Here is a 17,371-nt window from a genome sequence, read left to right on the forward strand (position 1 = left end):
ATGACTATAAATGAATGTTATAGGGTTATGGGCTTTCCCAAAAATTTCATAAAAGATGAAAGCCTAGCAGAGTGTTACAAACAAATCGGCAACTCCGTGTGTGCCTATGATTGAGGCTGTGATTAAAGAGATTATTTTTCAAGGACTGCTTAATGAGCGAAAACAAACGGCTTGAATGTCTTTTTGAAAAGGCTCAAATTCCACAAATGACAAATGATGAAAAAAGCTATGCAAGTGTTATAATATCTAATGCCTACAAGCAAAAGGGCGTTTGGACTGTGCTTGTTACGCTTTTATTTTACAAAACCTTACACCCAAACCAAGATATAAGATACCACAAGGTAGAGCTTGAAAATGGCTTTTCAGGTAGGACATTTGATACAAAAATCGTTACGCCAACTTTAAGAAAGCTAGGACTTCCTTGTATGGCTGAGAGTGGCCGGCTTACTCGCAGTTTTAAGCAAGCTTATCCTTATACGCTAAATTATCAAGGCAAAATCGCCAACAAAACCCTTAAAAACGCCTTTTTAAATATATTAGATCTAGTGCAAAAATGCGACACTAACGAAAAAGCAGCACAAAAAGCAAGGGATTTTTTAGAGCTTTTGTTTGTCAAAATCAAGCAAGAAATGCAAAAACATAAGGTAGAAATTATTCCCTTAAAAAATAAAGATAAAATTACGATAAACCAAATCACAACTATGCTTAACTCGCATTTTGAGCGTATTTACCAAACGCACGGAGCTTCAAAACTGCCCGTTTTAGCCTTTTACGCCATATATGAAATTTTAATTAAAGAGCTTAAAAGGTATGAAAATTGCGTTTTAATGCAGCTTGGCTCGCACACAGCAAGTGATAGAACCTCAAAAAGTGCTGGGGATATTGAAATTTTTAAGGATAAGCAACTTTATGAAGCCATTGAGATTAAGCTAGGTAGGGAGATTGACATAAATATGCTTGATATAGCGTATAATAAAATCATCAAATTCTCGCCAAAAAGATATAGCATTTTTTCCACAGCAAACATTAAAGAAAGCGACACTGCACAAATTTACGAAAAAATCGAAATCATAAGGCAAGAACACGGCTGTCAAGTCATCATAAACGGCGTTTTGCCAAGCATAAAATACTATTTAAGGCTTATTGATGATTTAAGTAGTTTTATAAACAACTATTCAGCACTCGTTGAACGAGATAATGAGCTACAAAAAGAGCATAAGGAATTTTTAAACACTCTACTAAAAACGCTAAATAAAGGCTAAATTCAAAGGCAAGCTATGCTAAAAAAACTTTTTTTTATTTTAAGTCCGCAAGATAAGAGCTTTTTTTATGCTTTGCTTGTGTTTAGCGTGTTTATTTCATTCATTGAAAGCTTTGCAATAAGCCTTATTATGCCCTTTGTAAGCGTGGCAAGTGATTTTAGCTTGCTTGAAAGAAATGCTTATTTAAGGGGCGTTTTTGAGTTTTTTGGCTTAAAAAACTATGAATTTATAGTTCTTTTTGGGCTTTTTTTAATCATCTTTTATTTATTTCGTGCTATTTTAAACGCTCTTTATTTTCATCTTTTGGCTCGCTTTTCAAAGGGTCGCTATCATCTTTTTGCCTTAAAAATCTTTAAAAAAATTTTAAGCCTTGATTATGAGAGTTTTAGCCGTCAAAGGCATTCAAATTTGCTTAAAAGCATCACCCAAGAGGCATATAATCTCGCCACTATGCTTTCTTGCTTCTTGCTAATGCTAAGCGAGCTTTTTGTCGTTGCACTCATTTACGCACTAATGCTAATTGTAGATTATCAAATCACCTTGTTTTTAAGTGCCTTTTTGCTTGTAAATGCTTTGATTTTGGTGCGTGTGCTTTCGCCTTTGATGAAAAAAGCTGGAATTAAAAGAGAAAGGGCTATGGGGGCTTTTTTTGAGACAGTAAGCGTGAATTTAAACAATTTCAAGCTAATTAAACTAAGAGGCAAGGAAGCTCAAAGTGCTAGGCTTTTTAGCTCGCAAAGCTTTGATTTTTCAAGGGCAAATATAATAAGTGAGAGTATAAATGCTCTGCCACGTCTTTTTTTAGAGGCTGTTGGATTTAGCGTTTTAATCTTCATAGTGGTGCTTCTAATCTGGCAAAAACAAAGCGACATACACGAGCTTTTGGCTATGATTTCGCTTTTCGTGCTAGCCCTTTACCGCCTTATGCCAAGTGCAAACCGCATCATCACAAGCTACAATGACATTTTATACTACAAAAACTCACTTGACATAGTTTATAGCATACTTTCAAGCAAGGATGAGGATTTAAAGGATGAAAAAATCGCCTTTAAAGAAAAAATTGAGCTTAAAAATTTAAGTTTTGGCTACAAAGACAAGCCCTTGCTTTTTGAAAATCTTAATTTTTCCATAAAAAAGGGCGAAAAAATCGCCTTAATAGGCGAAAGCGGGGGCGGAAAAAGCACGCTTGTTGATTTACTAATGTCGCTTTTAAAGCCTAGAAGTGGAGAGCTTTTAGTAGATAATGTGCTTGTAACTTCAAGCAATTTAAAATCCTTTCGTCAAAAAATAGGCTACATACCTCAGCAAATCTATCTTTTTAATGAAAGCATAGCCAAAAACATAGCCCTTGATGAGAAATTCAAGGAAGAAGAAGTGCTAAAGGTGCTAGAACAAGCGAATTTAAAGGACTTTGTTGATGGCTTAAAGGATGGAATTTATGCAATTATCAGTGATAATAATCTTAGCCTAGGACAAAAGCAAAGACTAGCCATAGCAAGAGCACTTTACTCAAAGCCTGAAATCCTCGTGCTTGATGAGGCTACCTCAGCCCTTGACAGCGAAAATGAGGCAAAGATAATGAGTGAAATTTATAAAATTTCAAAGGATAAAACCCTCATCATCATAGCTCACAGACTAAGCACCATCAAGGGTTGCGACAGGGTGTATAGGCTAGTTAATGGCAAGTTGAAAGAAGAGGCACTATGAAGATAGCCTTTATCATAGCCACGCTTCAAAATGGGGGTGCTGAAAGGGTGCTTGTAAGCCTTGCAAATGAGTTTTGCAAAAATTGCGAGGTGAAAATCATTAAATTTGATAATTTGCCCTCTTTTTACGAGCTTGACAAAGGGGTGCTTGTAGAGGATTTGCCAACTTTTAAATTCACAAATCTTTATCACAAAATCGCTAGCCGTTTTAAGAAATTCTTTGCCCTGCGAAGGGCTTTAAAGACAAGCAAAGCGGACATTTTCATCTCTTTTTTAGACAGCACCAACATAGCCTGTATAATGGCAAATTTTGGCTTAAAAACCCCGCTTATCATAAGTGAGCATAGCACTCAGGGCTATTTAAAGCCTAAAATTTGGAGGCTTTTAAGACGTCTTTTTTACCCTTATTGCGATGCCTTGACCGTTTTAAGCAGCAAAGATAGGGCTTATTATGAAAGCTTTGTAAAAAATGTCAAGCTGCTTTTAAATCCTTGTCATTTCACACCTTGCTTGAATTTAAAAAAAGAAAATGTCGTGCTTTTTGTAGGACGCCTTGATAAAAACAAAAACTGTGCTATGTTTTTAAGAGCTGTGGCAAACTTGCCCCCTAGTTTGCAAAAAGAGTATGAATTTATCATAGCCGGCGAGGGAGAGGAAAGAAAGAATTTAGAAAAACTCGCACTTAATTTAAAAATAAATGTGAATTTTTTAGGCAGGGTCAAAAACATAGAAGCACTTTATAAAAGGGCAAAGATTATTTGCCTTTGTTCCTTTGTGGAGGGCTTGCCAACTGTTCTCATTGAAAGTATGTTTTTTGAAGTAGCAAGGATAAGCACGGATTATGAAAATTCAGCAAGGGATTTAATTGAGGAGGGCAAGGACGGCTTTTTAGTGCCTTGTGATGAGGCAAGGGCTATGAGTGAAAAATTGACGCTTTTAATGCAAGATGAGGCTTTGCGTTTGAGCTTGGTTAAAAACGCCACAAAAAGATGTGAGGATTTTAGTATTGAAACCGTGGTAAAGCAGTGGTTTGAGCTTATAAACGAGCTACTTGAAAGAAAGCAAGATGAAACTAAATTTAAGCTAAATTCAAAGCCAAATTTGACAAAATCTAGCCAAGATTTAAAGGAAAATTTGGCAAAGCCTGAATTTAAAGCAAATTCAAAAGACAAAAATTCAAGTTTAAATTCAAATCCAACAAATAATTCAATCTTAAATTCAATAAATTTAAATTTAACAAAACAGCCAAGTTTAAATTCAAGTCTAATGCAAAATTCAATCTTAAACTTAAATTCAGCAAAAAATGATAAGGCAAAATTCCCCTTTTTATCCGTTTTAATCACCACTTACAATAGAAAAGATTTACTGCAAAAAGCTGTGAAAAGTGTGTTAAATCAAGATTTTGAGGACTTAGAAATAATAATTAGCGATGATAACTCCACAGACGGCACGGCTGAGCTTTGCAAAAATTTATGCGAAAAAAACAGCAAAATTCACTACACAAAAAACACGCATTATAAAAAAGGACCAAATGGCAACAAAAACAATGCCCTTGATAATGCCAAAGGCGAATTTGTAATGTTTTTAGACGATGATGATGAGCTTTTAGAAAACGCCATAAATATCCTTGTTAAAGAAAGCAAAAATGGTTATTCTCATATCTTTGCAAACTGCCTCATCAAAAAGGATGGGCAAATTACAGAGGAATTCAGCGGACAGGGCTTGAATTCAAGCTGTGAAGTGAATAAAAAAGACTTTTTGCTTGGCAAATTTTATGGGGAGTTTTTAAGCATATTTAAAAAATCCTTGCTTGGAAAAAACCGTTTTGATGATGAGCTTTGGGGACACGAGGCCTTGCTTTGGGTGCATTTATACAAGGAAAAAAGCCTTTATTTACACAAGGCTTTAAGGGCTTACACAAAAGATAGCGAAGGAAGCGTTACAAACTCGGCTTTACAAAACGCAAAGGGTGTGTATTTGGGATACCTAGCACTTGCAAGGCTTTTGGAGGCTGAATTTATCGCCACAAAGGACAAGGATTATAAAAAACAAATAGCCCTTCACTACAAAATGGCTGCTTATTACGCAAAATTTGCTAAAATGCCTAAAAAAATGCTAAAATGTTTAGCAAAGAGCTTAAGCACAAAGCCCACCAAAGAGGCTTTAATGTTGCTTTGCGTTTGCTTTGTGCCTTGCTTTGTGCTGGAAAAACTTACGGTTTTGAGGGTAAGATTATGCAAAAACTAGGAATTTTCATTTACTCGATGGGAAGTGGAGGGGCTGAGCGTGTTGTCGCAACGCTTTTGCCAACTCTGATGCTTAAATACGAGGTGCATTTGGTGCTGATGAATGATACCATTGCCTACGAACTGCCAAAGGATCTGCAAATTCATTACCTAGAACATTCAAAGCCAAAGGAAAAGCCCCTAATTAAACTTCTCAAACTCCCCCTCCTAGCCCTTCGCTACAAAAAACTAGTTAAAAGCCTAAACCTAGACAAACAGCTTGTCTTTTTAAACCGCCCAAACTACATAGCCTTGTTAGCAAGGATTTTTGGGCTTAAAATCCCACTCATCATCAACGAATGCACCACCCCAAGCCTTATGTATGCGAAAAAAAACTTCACTAGCCTTGCAAATAAGCTTTTGATTCGCCTTTTGTATCCAAAGGCGGATTTAATCTTGGCAAATTCAAGGGGCAATGAGGATGATTTAAGAACAAATTTTGGCATAAAAGAGGATTTAATTTGCGTACTTTATAATGCTGTGGATTTAGACAAGATCAAAAGCTTAAGCGAGGAGGACATTGAGATAGAGGATAAGTTTATCTTAAATGTCGGTAGGCTTGATAGCGGCAAGAATCACGCTCTTTTAATCAAAGCCTACGCAAGACTTGAAAGCGATTTAAAGCTTGTAATTTTGGGCGAGGGAGCCTTGCAAGCTGAGCTTTTAAGCCTCATTGATATGCTTCATTTACACGATAAGATTATCTTGCTTGGCTTTGATGAAAATCCTTACAAATACATGAGCAAGTGCAAATTCTTTGCTTGTACGAGCAATTACGAGGGCTTTTCAAATGCCTTGATTGAGGCCTTGGCATGCGGCTGTGCTGTGGTTTGCACCGAGCATAAAAGCGGAGCAAGAGAGCTTTTTGGCGACAATGAATATGGGCTTTTGGTTAAGGTAAATGATGAGGATGCCTTATATGAGGGGCTTAAAACAATGTGCGAGGATAAGCATCTTAGACAAGAGTATGAAAAAAAGGCAAGTAAGAGGGCAAAAGACTTTGATAAGATGAAAATTGCTCGTGAGCTTTTCGAGCTGCTTGGGGAGTAGGGCTTGCAAGAAGGCAAAGAATCAGATGTAAATTCAGTAAAAAATTCAAAAAATCAAACAAGTTTAGGTGTGGATTTAAACTCAAGTGCTTTAAATAATTCAAACTCTATTACAAATGCAACAAATGCTAAAACTTCAAACAAGAATATAAGATCAAACAAGCAAACAAGAAAAACTAAAAATTCAAAAATAAATTCAAAAAACCCAAAAAATTCACAGTTAAATTCAACAAATTTAAATTCAAGCAATGCTACAACTTCACAGTTAAATGTAAATAAAGAAGATCTAGCTGAATTTTCAGCCACAAATTCAAGTTCTAACAGCCTTGAAAATTCAAATAAAACGCATTTTAAAGGCTCAAAAAAGGGCGAGAATTCAATAAGTGCTGAATTTAAAGATAGCAAAAGTTCGGAAAATTCAAAAAATTCAAGCCAAAATTCAAGTAATTCAGCAAGTGCTGAATTTAAAGATAGTAAAAACTCACAAAGCCACGAAAATTCAGCCTTAAATTCAAACGACTTAAAAAATTCAAGCATAAATTCAGCAAATTTAAATTTAAATTCAAGCAACTCAATAAATTCAAAAAAAGCTCAAAATTCAGCATTAAATTCAAACCAAAACTCACAAAATTATTTTAGCATTTACAAAATCAAAGGCAAATTAAAAGAGCATTTTTCTCGCTACAAGGCACTTTATCTAGCCTTTTTGCTTTGCTATGCTTTTAGCGTTTTGTGCCGCTTTTACTGGGTGTGGTGGGCTAGCGAATATGAGAGCTTTAAATTCAACAACGAGCTAATGATAATCTCAAACGATGGCTATGTCTTTGCCGAGGGTGCAAGGGACAAGATAGCCGGCTTTCATCAGCCAAATGATTTGTCTTTCATCGACAATCCCCTTTCCTTGCTTACTTATTTTGTATTTAAGCTCACGCCTTTTAGCTTTGAGAGCATTATTTTATATATGAGCGTTTTTGTAAGCTCGCTTGTCGTTTTGCCCCTGCTTTTAATTTCAAGGCTTTATGGAAATTTAAGAGCTGGCGTTTTAGCAGCCTTGCTTGCTAGCATTGCAAATTCATATTATAACCGCACGATGGCAGGCTATTTTGACACAGATATGCTAGTCATTACCCTACCTATGCTAATCATTTATGCCCTACTTCGCCTCTGCCTTAAAAAAGACGCCCTATCCCTTGTAGCCTTGCCCCTTTTAAATGCCTTTTATCTTTGGTATTATCCCTCGGCATTTACGCTTTGCTGTGTTTTCATAGCCTTGTTTTTTGTTTATGTTCTAATCTTTCACCGCAAAGAAAATATCTTTTATCTTGCCACCGTGCTTTTGCTAATAAGCCTTGCAAGTTATCCTTGGTATATTGAGCTTGCCCTTTTTGCCCTATTTTTAGCCCTTTTTGCCTTTAAAAACGAGCTTTTTTCGTTTAAATTTAGCCTATTTTTAGTAGCCCTTGCCTTTGTTTTTGTATCTTTTAGCGGGGCTTTAAATAGCATCTATCAGCAAATAGCCTTTTATCTTTTTAAAAGCGATGTCGTGGGAGTTGCTCAAAGTTTTGCTTATTTTAATGTCTCAAACACCATACAAGAAACCTCAAACATAAGCTTGTCCGTCTTTATGCAAAGGATAAGTACAAGCGAGCTAGCCTTTTTGTTAAGCAGTTTCGGACTAATCTTGCTTTTAAGGCAGCACAAAAGTTTTATCTTAGCCTTACCTATGCTACTTTTGGGCTTTTTGGCACTTCGTGGGGGGCTTCGCTTTACCATTTATGCTGTGCCTGTGATGGCTCTTGGGCTTGGCTGGGCTTTTTTTTGGCTTATATCACAAATACAAAATTTTAGCTCTAAATTAAGCAAAATAAATTTTTCTAAAACGCGAATTTATCAGCTTTTATGCGTGATTTACATTGCGATTTTTTTGCTTTTAAAGGGCTATATTTACATTGAGAATTCAACTCTTGAAAAAAGTTTTTTGGGTTTTTCGGCTTATATTTTTAAAAAAGATTTCTTTGCTTTACAATTATTTTATTTGTGTATTTTTGGGCTTATATTTTTTGAAATTTTGCGTGCAAAATCATTTAAATTCGCAAGATATTTTGCCATTTTCATAGCACTTTTCTTTTCCGTGGGCTACGCCCTGACGCACATTTACGCCTACAAAGCCTCGCCCGTTTTTAATCAAAACGAAGTAGTGCTTTTGGATAAATTAAAAGGCATTGCTGATAGAGAGGATTATGTGGTGGCTTGGTGGGATTATGGCTATCCTATTAGGTATTACAGCGATGTTAAAACCCTAGTAGATGGGGGCAAGCATCTTGGCAAGGATAATTTCTTTCCCTCTTTTATTTTAAGTGCCAACCAAAGAGCAAGTGCGAATTTAGCAAGACTAGCCGTAGAATACACAGAAAAAAGTTTTTATGATAAAAACGACACCGTGCTTCAAAATGACTTATTAAAGGCTATGATGAGAGATTATGATTATGGGGCAAACTCAAGCGAAGCTTTAATTTTTCTAAACGCTTTAAATAGTCCAAATTTCACACTTAAAACCCCCAAAACCCGCGATATTTTCATCTATATGCCAGCAAGAATGTCTATGATTTTCTCCACAGTTGCTAGCTTTTCAAAGATAAATCTAGCCTCAGGGCAAATAAACACGCCCTTTATTTTCAGCACGGCACTAGCCCTTGGAAGTTTAAAAGATGGCTCTTATCTTTTGAGTAATTCTATGGTGCTTTCAAGCGATTTTACAAGTTTGTATGTGGGAGAAAGGAAATTAAGCATTCATAGCATAGTGGAGTTTAACTCCATTAAAAACAAGGAATTTAAGCATAGCCTTGTGGATGAAAATGGGGATTTTTTTGTTTTTTATTTAAAGGAAAATTTCAACCTGCCTATGCAGTTTATCATAATGGATAAGACTATGTTTGAAAGTGCTTTCGTGCAAATGTTTTTCTTTGAAAACTACGATAAAAGCCTTTTTGAGCTAGTTTTAAATGAGAGGGAAGCAAAGATTTATAGGCTTAAAAGGTGAGGCTTGAATTTTAAATTTTTTAAAAAGGTGTTGAATTTTACTTGTCCGTCATTGCGAGATTTTGCGTAGCAAAATCGTGGCAATCTATTACGCACAAAAGGTGCGTTTATGGCAAAATTTGTATCCAAAAAACACACTTTGTGTGTTATGGATTGCTTTGCTACGCTCGCAATGACGAGTATTGTTTAAATTCAACATTTTTTGCAAAAATGTCTTAAAACAAAAAAGGAATTAAACTTGAAAATAGGCTTTCTTTCTCACGCAGGAGCTAGCATTTATCATTTTAGAATGCCTATAATAAAAGCCTTGCTAGATAGAGGCAATGAAGTTTTTATCATAGTTCCACAAGATGAATACGCACAAAAATTACAAGATTTAAATCTGCCCTTTAAACTTGTATTTTATAAATTTGCTCGTTCTAGCCTAAATCCTTTCATAATTTTAAAAAATTTCTTGCATTTAAAGGCTATTTTAAAGCCCTTGAATTTGGATTTACTTCAAACAAATGCCCACAAAAGCAACACCTTGGGAATCATAGCGGCAAAAATGGCAAGCATAAAGCACACAGTCTGCCTTGTAGAGGGGCTTGGTAGCTTTTACATAGAAGATGATCTTAAAAGCCTAGCGGTGCGTGCAAGCATAAATGCACTTTACAAAATATCCTTTAAACTTGCTAATAAGTTCATCTTTGTAAGCAGGGCAAATGCTGAATTTATGCGTGATTTAGGGCTAAAAGAGGAAAAAATTGCCGTCATTAAATCAGTAGGCGTGAATTTAAGGCATTTTTATCCCTTTAAACTTAGCCCAGCTCAACAAAAGCATTTCTTGCAAGAAATAAAAGCATCTGAGAATTTACCTATGGTTTTGATGATTTCTCGGGCTTTGTGGCATAAGGGCATAGCTGAGTTTTACGAGGCTGCAAATTTGCTTAAAAACAAGGCAAATTTCTTGCTTGTAGGGGGGCTTGATAGGCACAACAAATCCTGTGTGCCTTTGGATTTCTTGCAAAATGGGGCTGTGTTTTATCTAGGCATTAGAAGCGACATAGCCTTTTTGCTAAATTTATGCGATATCTTTGTTTTGCCAAGCTATAAAGAGGGCTTTCCTCAAAGCGTTTTGGAGGCAAAAGCTTGCGGAAAGCCTTGCGTTGTAAGCGAGGTTGAGGGCTGCGTTGAAGCTGTGAAAAATGCAATCGATGGGCTTTACTGCGAGGTAAAAAATGCCTCTGATTTAGCGGATAAAATTTCGCTTTTATTAGAAGACAAACAACTTCGCTTGAATTTAGGACACAATGCCTTTAAAGACGCTTTAAATTATGATGAAAATATCATTGCTAAAAAATATCTAAGCGAGTATGAGAGGCTTTTAAAAGACTTAGTAAATTTTTAAAAAGCTTAAATTTAAAAACACAGCTCATTTTAAACCTTGCTAGGACAAAATAAGCAAAAATTACAAATTTAAGCTCTGAATTTCTTGGGCTTTTTTCACAAAAATGAGTAAGCTTAGTAAAAAATTCGCATTTACACAGTTAATTTAAACTAAGTTCTTATAATGTCAAACAACAAAGGACAAAACAGTGTATAAAAAATTCATAAAAAGAGGGCTTGATCTCACCGTGTCCCTATGCTTACTCATACTTTTTTCCCCTCTTATCTTGCTTCTTTGGCTACTTTTAAAATGCGTGTTTAAAGATGCTATTTTTAAGCAAGAACGCCCTGGGCTTAATGAAAAGATTTTCACGGTTTATAAGTTTAAAACGATGAGCGATGAAAAAGACGCTAGCGGAGCTTTGCTAGCAGATGAGCTTCGGCTAAAATCCTTTGGTAAGGTAGTTCGTAGCCTTAGCCTTGACGAGTTGCCTCAGCTTTTCAATGTCCTAAAAGGCGATATGAGCCTCATTGGTCCTCGCCCCTTGCTTGTGAAATACTTGCCACTTTATAGCCCCGAACAACGCCGCCGCCACGAGCTTCGCCCTGGTATAACAGGCTTAGCTCAGGTAAATGGGCGAAATGATATTAGCTGGGCTAAAAAATTTGAATATGATGTTTATTATGTCGAGCATTGCTCGTTTTTTTTGGACACTAAAATCGCCCTTTTAACGCTTTTTAGGGTCTTGCAAAGAAGTGGGGTTAGCAAAAGTGGCTTGGCAACGAGCGATGAGTTTAATGGGAGTAATTAAAAAAATAGGGTGAATTTTTGTGAATTTTGGCGAAAATTTGGGAAAATTCACAAAAAGCCTGAATTTCAAGCGAATTTAAAGGCAAAAACAAAGTTTCAAATTCACTCAACGCGGTTGCCCACGAAAGAAACTTAATCTGCTTTCGCGGATTTTTTCTTTCGGGTCAAAGCGTTTCTTGTCGGCACTTTCAAGGCTATCGCCTTGAATACCCACCCCCACCCAACGGGTTGCAAGCGTAGCGAAGCAAAAACCCCTCCGCAAGGGAGGGGGCTTTTTACGGCGTGAATATGAATTTGGGCAAAAATTCACAAAAAACACTTTAAAAAATGTTTTTAGGGTTGTTGATTGTGGATGAGAAAGGTAGTTTTGCGGACGAAGACTAGACCGATTTAGTCTGTCAAGTTCGCAAAACTACCTTTATCGCCTCAAGCAACAACACCACAAATGGAGTTTGAATGGACAAAAAAATTTATATCTACGGAGCTAGCGGGCAAGGGCTTGTTTGTGCTGACATAGCAAGGGCTATGGGCTATAAGGAAGTGATTTTTTTAGATGATGACGAAAAAAAGGGACAAAAATTTACGCCAAACTTGCCAAAACACGATATTTTCATAGCTGTGGGGGAAAATTCCGTTCGCAAAAAGCTCACTCAAAAGGTGCAAAAGGCTGGCTTTAACTGCGTTAGCCTCATTCATCCAAGTGCGATTATCTCGCAAAGTGCAAGTGTAAGCATTGAAAATGTCGCCATAATGCCCTTTGTAGCGATAAATGCAAGGGCTGTTATAGAAGCTGGGGTGATTTTAAACACTGCTTGTGTGATTGAGCACGAATGCGTGGTGGGTGCATTTAGCCACATAAGCGTTGGGGCGAAACTAGCAGGAAATGTTAAGATAGGAAAGGCCTGTTTTTTGGGTGTAAATTCTTGCGTTTTGCCAAATTTAAGCATAGCTGATGGGGTGATTTTGGGCGCTGGTGCTGTGGCTACAAAAAATATAACACAAAGGGGAGTTTTTGTGGGAGTTCCTGCAAAGATAATGAAAAATAAAGATGTTTGATAAAATTTAAAATTTTGGTTTATATGTCATTGCGAGACTTTACAAACGCAGTGTCGTGGCAATCCAAAAAAGCTGTGGTTTTTGCCATTTTAAAAAGCATTGATTAAATTCACATACTTGCTAAAAGGTTAATAGTTGGTAAGTTGTGGATTGCCACGACTTTGCTACCGCAAGTGCAAGGTCTCGCAATGACATTTTTGATAAAACTTCAAAAAAGGACAAAATATGAGATTTTTTCTCTCCCCCCCACATATGAGCGGCAAGGAGCAAGAGTATATAAAAAGGGCATTTGAGAGCAATTACATAGCCCCCTTGGGTGAATTTGTAGAACGCTTTGAAAATGCCATCAAGGATTACGCAAAGGTAGATAACGCCCTTGCCTTAAATTCAGGCACAGCCGCCTTGCATTTAGCCTTGCGGGTTGCTGGCATTAAAGAGGGCGATACAGTGCTAGCCTCAAGCTTTACCTTCATAGGCTCTGTCGTGCCTTTAAAATACCTAAAAGCTCGCCCTATCTTTATCGACAGCGATGAGCATTTTAACATAGACTTAAACTTGCTAAAAAGGGCTATCTTGGAAAACAAGCCAAAGGCACTAATACTAACGCATTTATATGGAAATGCGGCTAAAATAAATGAAATCGCCGCACTTTGCAAGGAACATAACATAATTTTAATCGAAGATGCAGCAGAAGCCCTGGGAAGTAGCTTTAATAGCAAGGCTTTGGGAAGCTTTGGGGACTTTGGGGTGTATTCTTTTAATGGCAACAAAATCATCACCTGCGGGGGCGGGGGTATGCTTATCGGCAAAGATGCACAAAGCATTGAAAAGGCAAGATTTTACAGCACCCAAGCACGCGAAAAAGAGCTTTTTTACGAGCATAAAGACTATGGCTATAATTACAGACTTAGCAATGTCTTAGGCGCCATAGGCACAGCTCAAATGGAGATTTTAGAACAAAGAGTGGCAAAAAAACGTGAAATTTATGAGTGTTATAAGGAAATTTTAAGCGATTTTTTTTATTTTGAAGAAGAGCCTTTAAATTCAAGGGCGAACAGATGGCTAACAGTTGCCCTGCTTGAGTTTGATAAAAAGGAGCTTTTTGCTTATGAAAGGGTTGAAAAGGCAGAGGCTAGGAAATGGGAGCTTCATCCCAAAATACAAAGAATAATAAAGCATTTATCAAGCCTTAAAATCGAAACCCGTCCGCTTTGGAAGGCTATGCACGCGCAAGGAGTTTTCAAGGGCTGTAAGGCTTATATAAATGGCAACAGCGAGCTTTTTTTTAAAAAGGGGATTTGTTTGCCAAGTGGGACGGCACTAGAAAAAGAGAATATAGAGGAGATTTGTGGGGAGATTTTAAAGGTTTTAAGGGATGAAAATTAGCTTTAATTAGATTTTAAATTTAGAATTTGTTTGTGAATTTGGCTTGAATTTTAAACTTTTTTGTGAATTGAATTTTAATTTGTGGGTTTTTTGAATTCGGCTTGGTTCGTCTTTCGGCTAAAAATCGCTTTTAACAAACTTCGGCAGACCGCTGTCGCTTTTAGTCTAGCCTCGTTTGCCAAAAGCGATTTTTCGCTCGAAATACTGCACCTTGAATTTATTTTACGGCAAATTCACGCAAGCGTGAATTTTCGCTTGAATTTCAAGCAAATTTGTGAATTTTATAGTTAAAGGGCGTGAATTTTCGCTTTAAATCAAAAGTTTTCTATGAATTTTTAGCGAAAATTCGCAAAAAATTCACGCCGTGCCGTCATTGCGAGCAATTTTTTGTAAAAAATTGCGTGGCAATCCACTAAAATTTAGGCTGTCGTCTGAATTTTCGCCGTAGTTTTGAGTGAAGTTGTGAATTTTATAGTTTAAAGGTTTGAATTTTTTAAAAAAGGCGTGAAACTTTGTCATTCTGAGCGAAGCGAAGAATCTCAAAAAATTTCTTTATAAAAGAGATTTTTCGCTTTCTTGCTCAAAATGACAAGATTATATTTGAAATTTAATATTTTTTTATAAAAAGCGTGAATTTAAAACATTTTGCCAAAAAAATTCACACAAAAACATTGAAATTAAGGGGACACAATGACACACAAAAGCAAGAGACTTGCCTTTTTTCTTTGTGCTGATGTAGTTTTATTTGCTCTATCTGTTTTTTTAGCCTATGAGTTAAGGTTTTCAGGCTACATACCAAGTATCTTTTATGAAAGCCTAATCAAAGCCACGCTCTTGCTTGTCCTTCTTAAACTAATGCTTTTTGGACTTTTTGGCATTTACAAGGTGGCGTGGCGGTTTTTTTCTCTAAATGAGGCAAGAAAAATCTTTCTTGCCCTAGCCTGTGCTGAGTGTGTATTTTTGGGGATTTTTTATGTGTTTGATGATTTTTTCAATCCCTTTCCAAGAAGCATCATAGGCATTGACTTTGTGTTAAGCTACCTTTTGATAGGCTCTTTACGCATTAGCAAGAGGATGTTTGTGGATTTTAGACGCCCCATTTTCAATGAGGATACGCCTTGCATAGTCTTTGGAGCTACCTCAAAGGCTTTGCATTTGCTAAAAGGGGCAAAGGAAGGCTCTTTGAACCTTCGCCCCATAGCAGTAATCGATGAAAGAAAGGATTTAATAGGCACATACTGCGATAAATTCAAGGTTCAAAGCAAAGAAGCCATAAAAGAGTATGTTAAAAACGGGGTTAAAACAGCCATCATAGCCTTTAAATGCGAACAAGACAAGCTAAAAAGCCTTTTTGACGAGCTTGTTAGCTATGGAATTAGCGATATAAAGATATTTTCATTCACAAACAACGAGACAAGAAATCTTAGCATAGAGGACTTACTTGCAAGAAAGCCAAAGGATTTAGACAGCAAGGCGGTTTTGGCATTTTTAAAGGGCAAAACCGTCCTTGTAAGCGGAGCTGGAGGCAGTATAGGTAGTGAGCTTTGCAAGCAGTGCATTGAATTTGGGGTGAAAAGGCTGATAATGCTTGATCATAGCGAGTTTAATCTTTATAAAATCACAGATGAGCTAGCAAAATTCAAAGACAAAATCAGCCCTGTGATGATGAGTATCCTAGACAAAGAGGCTTTAAACTCGCTTTTAAGCTCGCAAAAGATAGATTTAATCTTGCACGCAGCTGCTTACAAGCACTTGCCCCTTTGCGAGCTAAACCCCAGGGCTGCTGTGCTTAATAACATACAAGGGACAAAAATTCTTTGCGATTTGGCAAAAAAAAATAAGGTTAAAAAATTTGTGATGATAAGCACGGATAAAGCCGTGCGACCTACAAGCATAATGGGCTGCACAAAGCGTGTGTGCGAGCTATATGCTTTAAATTCAAGCGATGAGGCTTTTGAGGTAAGTTGTGTTCGCTTTGGAAATGTTTTGGGCTCAAGCGGGAGCGTAATTCCTAAATTCAAGGCTCAAATTGAGGCAAACGAGGCTTTAACGCTTACTCACCCAGACATAGTGCGTTATTTTATGCTAGTTAGCGAAGCCGTGCAGCTAGTCCTTCAAGCAGCTGCCATTGCAAAGGGTGGGGAGCTTTTTGTTTTAAATATGGGAGAGCCTGTAAAAATTATGGATCTAGCTAAAAAAATGCTACTTTTATCAGGAAAAACGCATTTAAAGATAGAAATCACAGGGCTAAGAAAGGGCGAAAAGCTCTTTGAAGAGCTTTTAATAGATAAAAGCGACATTAAAACAAAATATGAGAGTATCTTTGTAAGTAAAAGCGAGAAATATGATTTGAGTAAGCTGAATTTGCAAATAAACGAGCTACTTCATTCACAAAATATAGCTAGAATTTTAAAGCAAATCGTGCCTGAGTTTGAGCATAATGAGGAAGGAAGCTAATGTATATTAAAGACATTCAAAGATTTGAGGAAAATCGCTACAAGGCAAGGGCTTATATGAGCTATATGCTAACAAGAAATTTACCAGATAGACTTCCTAAAATCGAGCTTTCAAGCATAAATGTAGCCCTTGATAAACTAGCCCACGAGGTGCAAACCTTTGAGGCTCTTTATGTGCTTGATAAGGCAGGAAGACAGATGGATGATAATATCAGCACCCATAAGGAATTTTGCATAGGAAAGGACGAGGATAGAAGCGGGAGGAGTTATTTTTACAGGGCTGTTAAGCTCAAACGGTGTGTTTTAAGCGATCCTTATCCTTCGAGCCTTGATAATGAGCTTTGTGTAACGGCTTCTATGCCTATTTATGACAATGCAAATAGGCTACAATTTGTAGTTTGCATAGATATAAAGCTAAAAGACATACTAAAAATCATACAGGCAAGTAATTTTGAGTTCTTTTTTATGGAATTTAGTAGGGTGGTGTATTTTTGCTTTGGGGTTGTGCTTTTTGTGATAACTTGCTTTTTGTTTCACAGAGGAATTTTAAGCCTTTTTAATCAAGAAGGGGTTAAAATTCAGCAAATGTTTGAAAGCACCATTGCTATAACCTTGGCTTTGGCTATTTTTGATCTTGCAAAAACTGTCATTGAAGAGGAGGTTTTAGGACGCAATAAAAAGGAAAAAACAGGCATTCAAAAGACCATGGTGAGATTTTTAGGATCCATCATCATAGCCCTTGCCATAGAGGCTTTGATGCTTGTGTTTAAGTTAGTAACTGGGGATCTTTCTCAGATGATCTATGCTATTTATTTAATCATAGGGGTTAGCATCTTGCTAATAGGACTTAGTATTTATTTGTTTTCCGTTAAATACAAGGGAGAATATTTTAACGATTAAGAAAAATTAATGCAAAAAATGATATAATTAAGCTTAATTTTAACTTTTAGTAA

General features: G+C 36.7%; 15 protein-coding genes and 1 pseudogene. 14 read left to right on the forward strand and 2 right to left on the reverse strand.

What is annotated here, in order from left to right:
- From DMC01_RS15775 to DMC01_RS02995, 9 genes and pseudogenes are all read left to right on the forward strand, one after another.
- On the forward strand, positions 1-114 hold the full coding sequence (locus DMC01_RS15775) for a DNA cytosine methyltransferase (RefSeq protein WP_282432238.1): 114 nt from the start codon (positions 1-3) through the stop codon (positions 112-114).
- Positions 115-152: 38 nt separating this feature from the next.
- Positions 153-1,262, forward strand: a complete 1,110-nt coding sequence (locus tag DMC01_RS14440) for a DNA methyltransferase (protein ID WP_221887126.1) — start codon at positions 153-155, stop codon at positions 1,260-1,262.
- A gap of 15 nt (positions 1,263-1,277) precedes the next feature.
- A complete protein-coding gene (pglK, locus tag DMC01_RS02965; RefSeq protein WP_142692805.1) occupies positions 1,278-2,969 on the forward strand; it encodes a BC-type lipopolysaccharide transporter PglK in 1,692 nt (563 codons plus the stop codon).
- A pseudogene (locus DMC01_RS02970) lies at positions 2,966-4,027 on the forward strand (glycosyltransferase); the annotation flags it as partial. The gene pglK and the pseudogene DMC01_RS02970, both read left to right, overlap by 4 nt.
- Before the next feature lie 207 nt (positions 4,028-4,234).
- On the forward strand, positions 4,235-5,215 hold the full coding sequence (pglI, locus tag DMC01_RS02975) for a GalNAc(5)-diNAcBac-PP-undecaprenol beta-1,3-glucosyltransferase (protein WP_142692836.1): 981 nt from the start codon (positions 4,235-4,237) through the stop codon (positions 5,213-5,215).
- Positions 5,203-6,303, forward strand: coding sequence for an N-acetylgalactosamine-N,N'-diacetylbacillosaminyl-diphospho-undecaprenol 4-alpha-N-acetylgalactosaminyltransferase (pglJ, locus tag DMC01_RS02980; RefSeq protein WP_142692835.1), 1,101 nt, complete (start codon positions 5,203-5,205; stop codon positions 6,301-6,303). Before pglI ends, pglJ begins: the two co-directional genes overlap by 13 nt.
- Before the next feature lie 3 nt (positions 6,304-6,306).
- Complete coding sequence (locus DMC01_RS02985) at positions 6,307-9,342, forward strand: STT3 domain-containing protein (RefSeq protein WP_185908645.1); 3,036 nt, start codon at positions 6,307-6,309, stop codon at positions 9,340-9,342.
- A 237-nt stretch (positions 9,343-9,579) separates the two neighbouring features.
- Positions 9,580-10,731 carry a glycosyltransferase family 4 protein gene (locus DMC01_RS02990; protein ID WP_142692806.1) on the forward strand — a complete coding sequence of 384 codons (1,152 nt, stop codon included), beginning with the start codon at positions 9,580-9,582 and terminating at the stop codon, positions 10,729-10,731.
- A 187-nt stretch (positions 10,732-10,918) separates the two neighbouring features.
- A complete protein-coding gene (locus DMC01_RS02995; protein ID WP_142692807.1) occupies positions 10,919-11,521 on the forward strand; it encodes a sugar transferase in 603 nt (200 codons plus the stop codon).
- Between the two features lie 105 nt (positions 11,522-11,626).
- Here DMC01_RS02995 and DMC01_RS03000 read toward each other — a convergent pair whose 3' ends face one another.
- Positions 11,627-11,830: a hypothetical protein gene (locus DMC01_RS03000; RefSeq protein WP_142692808.1), complete on the reverse strand. Its 204-nt coding sequence runs from the start codon at positions 11,828-11,830 to the stop codon at positions 11,627-11,629.
- 146 nt (positions 11,831-11,976) lie between these two features.
- Between DMC01_RS03000 and DMC01_RS03005 the strand changes: the two genes are divergently transcribed.
- The 3 genes from DMC01_RS03005 (at position 11,977) to DMC01_RS03015 (ending at position 14,253) form a co-directional block, all read left to right on the forward strand.
- Positions 11,977-12,576: an acetyltransferase gene (locus tag DMC01_RS03005; protein ID WP_142692809.1), complete on the forward strand. Its 600-nt coding sequence runs from the start codon at positions 11,977-11,979 to the stop codon at positions 12,574-12,576.
- Positions 12,577-12,801: 225 nt separating this feature from the next.
- Positions 12,802-13,962 (forward strand): aminotransferase class V-fold PLP-dependent enzyme, encoded by a 1,161-nt coding sequence (locus DMC01_RS03010; RefSeq protein ID WP_142692810.1) that lies wholly within the window; start codon positions 12,802-12,804, stop codon positions 13,960-13,962.
- 90 nt (positions 13,963-14,052) lie between these two features.
- Positions 14,053-14,253 carry a hypothetical protein gene (locus tag DMC01_RS03015; RefSeq protein WP_142692811.1) on the forward strand — a complete coding sequence of 67 codons (201 nt, stop codon included), beginning with the start codon at positions 14,053-14,055 and terminating at the stop codon, positions 14,251-14,253.
- Between the two features lie 66 nt (positions 14,254-14,319).
- Here the strand turns inward: DMC01_RS03015 and DMC01_RS03020 are convergent, their stop codons facing one another.
- Positions 14,320-14,481, reverse strand: coding sequence for a hypothetical protein (locus tag DMC01_RS03020; protein WP_185908647.1), 162 nt, complete (start codon positions 14,479-14,481; stop codon positions 14,320-14,322).
- 171 nt (positions 14,482-14,652) lie between these two features.
- Here DMC01_RS03020 and DMC01_RS03025 point away from each other — a divergent pair, with 171 nt between their 5' ends.
- The gene (locus DMC01_RS03025) at positions 14,653-16,419 is read left to right on the forward strand and encodes a polysaccharide biosynthesis protein (RefSeq protein ID WP_142692813.1); all 1,767 of its coding nucleotides are present in this window, start codon (positions 14,653-14,655) and stop codon (positions 16,417-16,419) included.
- Positions 16,419-17,318, forward strand: coding sequence for a PDC sensor domain-containing protein (locus tag DMC01_RS03030; protein WP_142692814.1), 900 nt, complete (start codon positions 16,419-16,421; stop codon positions 17,316-17,318). The genes DMC01_RS03025 and DMC01_RS03030 overlap by 1 nt, the downstream gene beginning before the upstream one ends.
- Positions 17,319-17,371: the final 53 nt, after the last annotated feature.

It is taken from the genome of Campylobacter troglodytis (genome assembly GCF_006864425.1).
GTDB lineage: Bacteria > Campylobacterota > Campylobacteria > Campylobacterales > Campylobacteraceae > Campylobacter_D > Campylobacter_D troglodytis.

Coding starts and splice junctions, on each gene's coding strand:
- DMC01_RS15775 (WP_282432238.1), top strand. CDS start 1: ATGACTATAAATGAATGTTATAGGGTTATGGGCTTTCCCAAAAATTTC.
- DMC01_RS14440 (WP_221887126.1), top strand. CDS start 153: ATGAGCGAAAACAAACGGCTTGAATGTCTTTTTGAAAAGGCTCAAATT.
- pglK (WP_142692805.1), top strand. CDS start 1,278: ATGCTAAAAAAACTTTTTTTTATTTTAAGTCCGCAAGATAAGAGCTTT.
- pglI (WP_142692836.1), top strand. CDS start 4,235: ATGCAAAATTCAATCTTAAACTTAAATTCAGCAAAAAATGATAAGGCA.
- pglJ (WP_142692835.1), top strand. CDS start 5,203: ATGCAAAAACTAGGAATTTTCATTTACTCGATGGGAAGTGGAGGGGCT.
- DMC01_RS03005 (WP_142692809.1), top strand. CDS start 11,977: ATGGACAAAAAAATTTATATCTACGGAGCTAGCGGGCAAGGGCTTGTT.
- DMC01_RS03010 (WP_142692810.1), top strand. CDS start 12,802: ATGAGATTTTTTCTCTCCCCCCCACATATGAGCGGCAAGGAGCAAGAG.
- DMC01_RS03020 (WP_185908647.1), bottom strand. CDS start 14,481: ATGACAAAGTTTCACGCCTTTTTTAAAAAATTCAAACCTTTAAACTAT.
- DMC01_RS03025 (WP_142692813.1), top strand. CDS start 14,653: ATGACACACAAAAGCAAGAGACTTGCCTTTTTTCTTTGTGCTGATGTA.
- DMC01_RS03030 (WP_142692814.1), top strand. CDS start 16,419: ATGTATATTAAAGACATTCAAAGATTTGAGGAAAATCGCTACAAGGCA.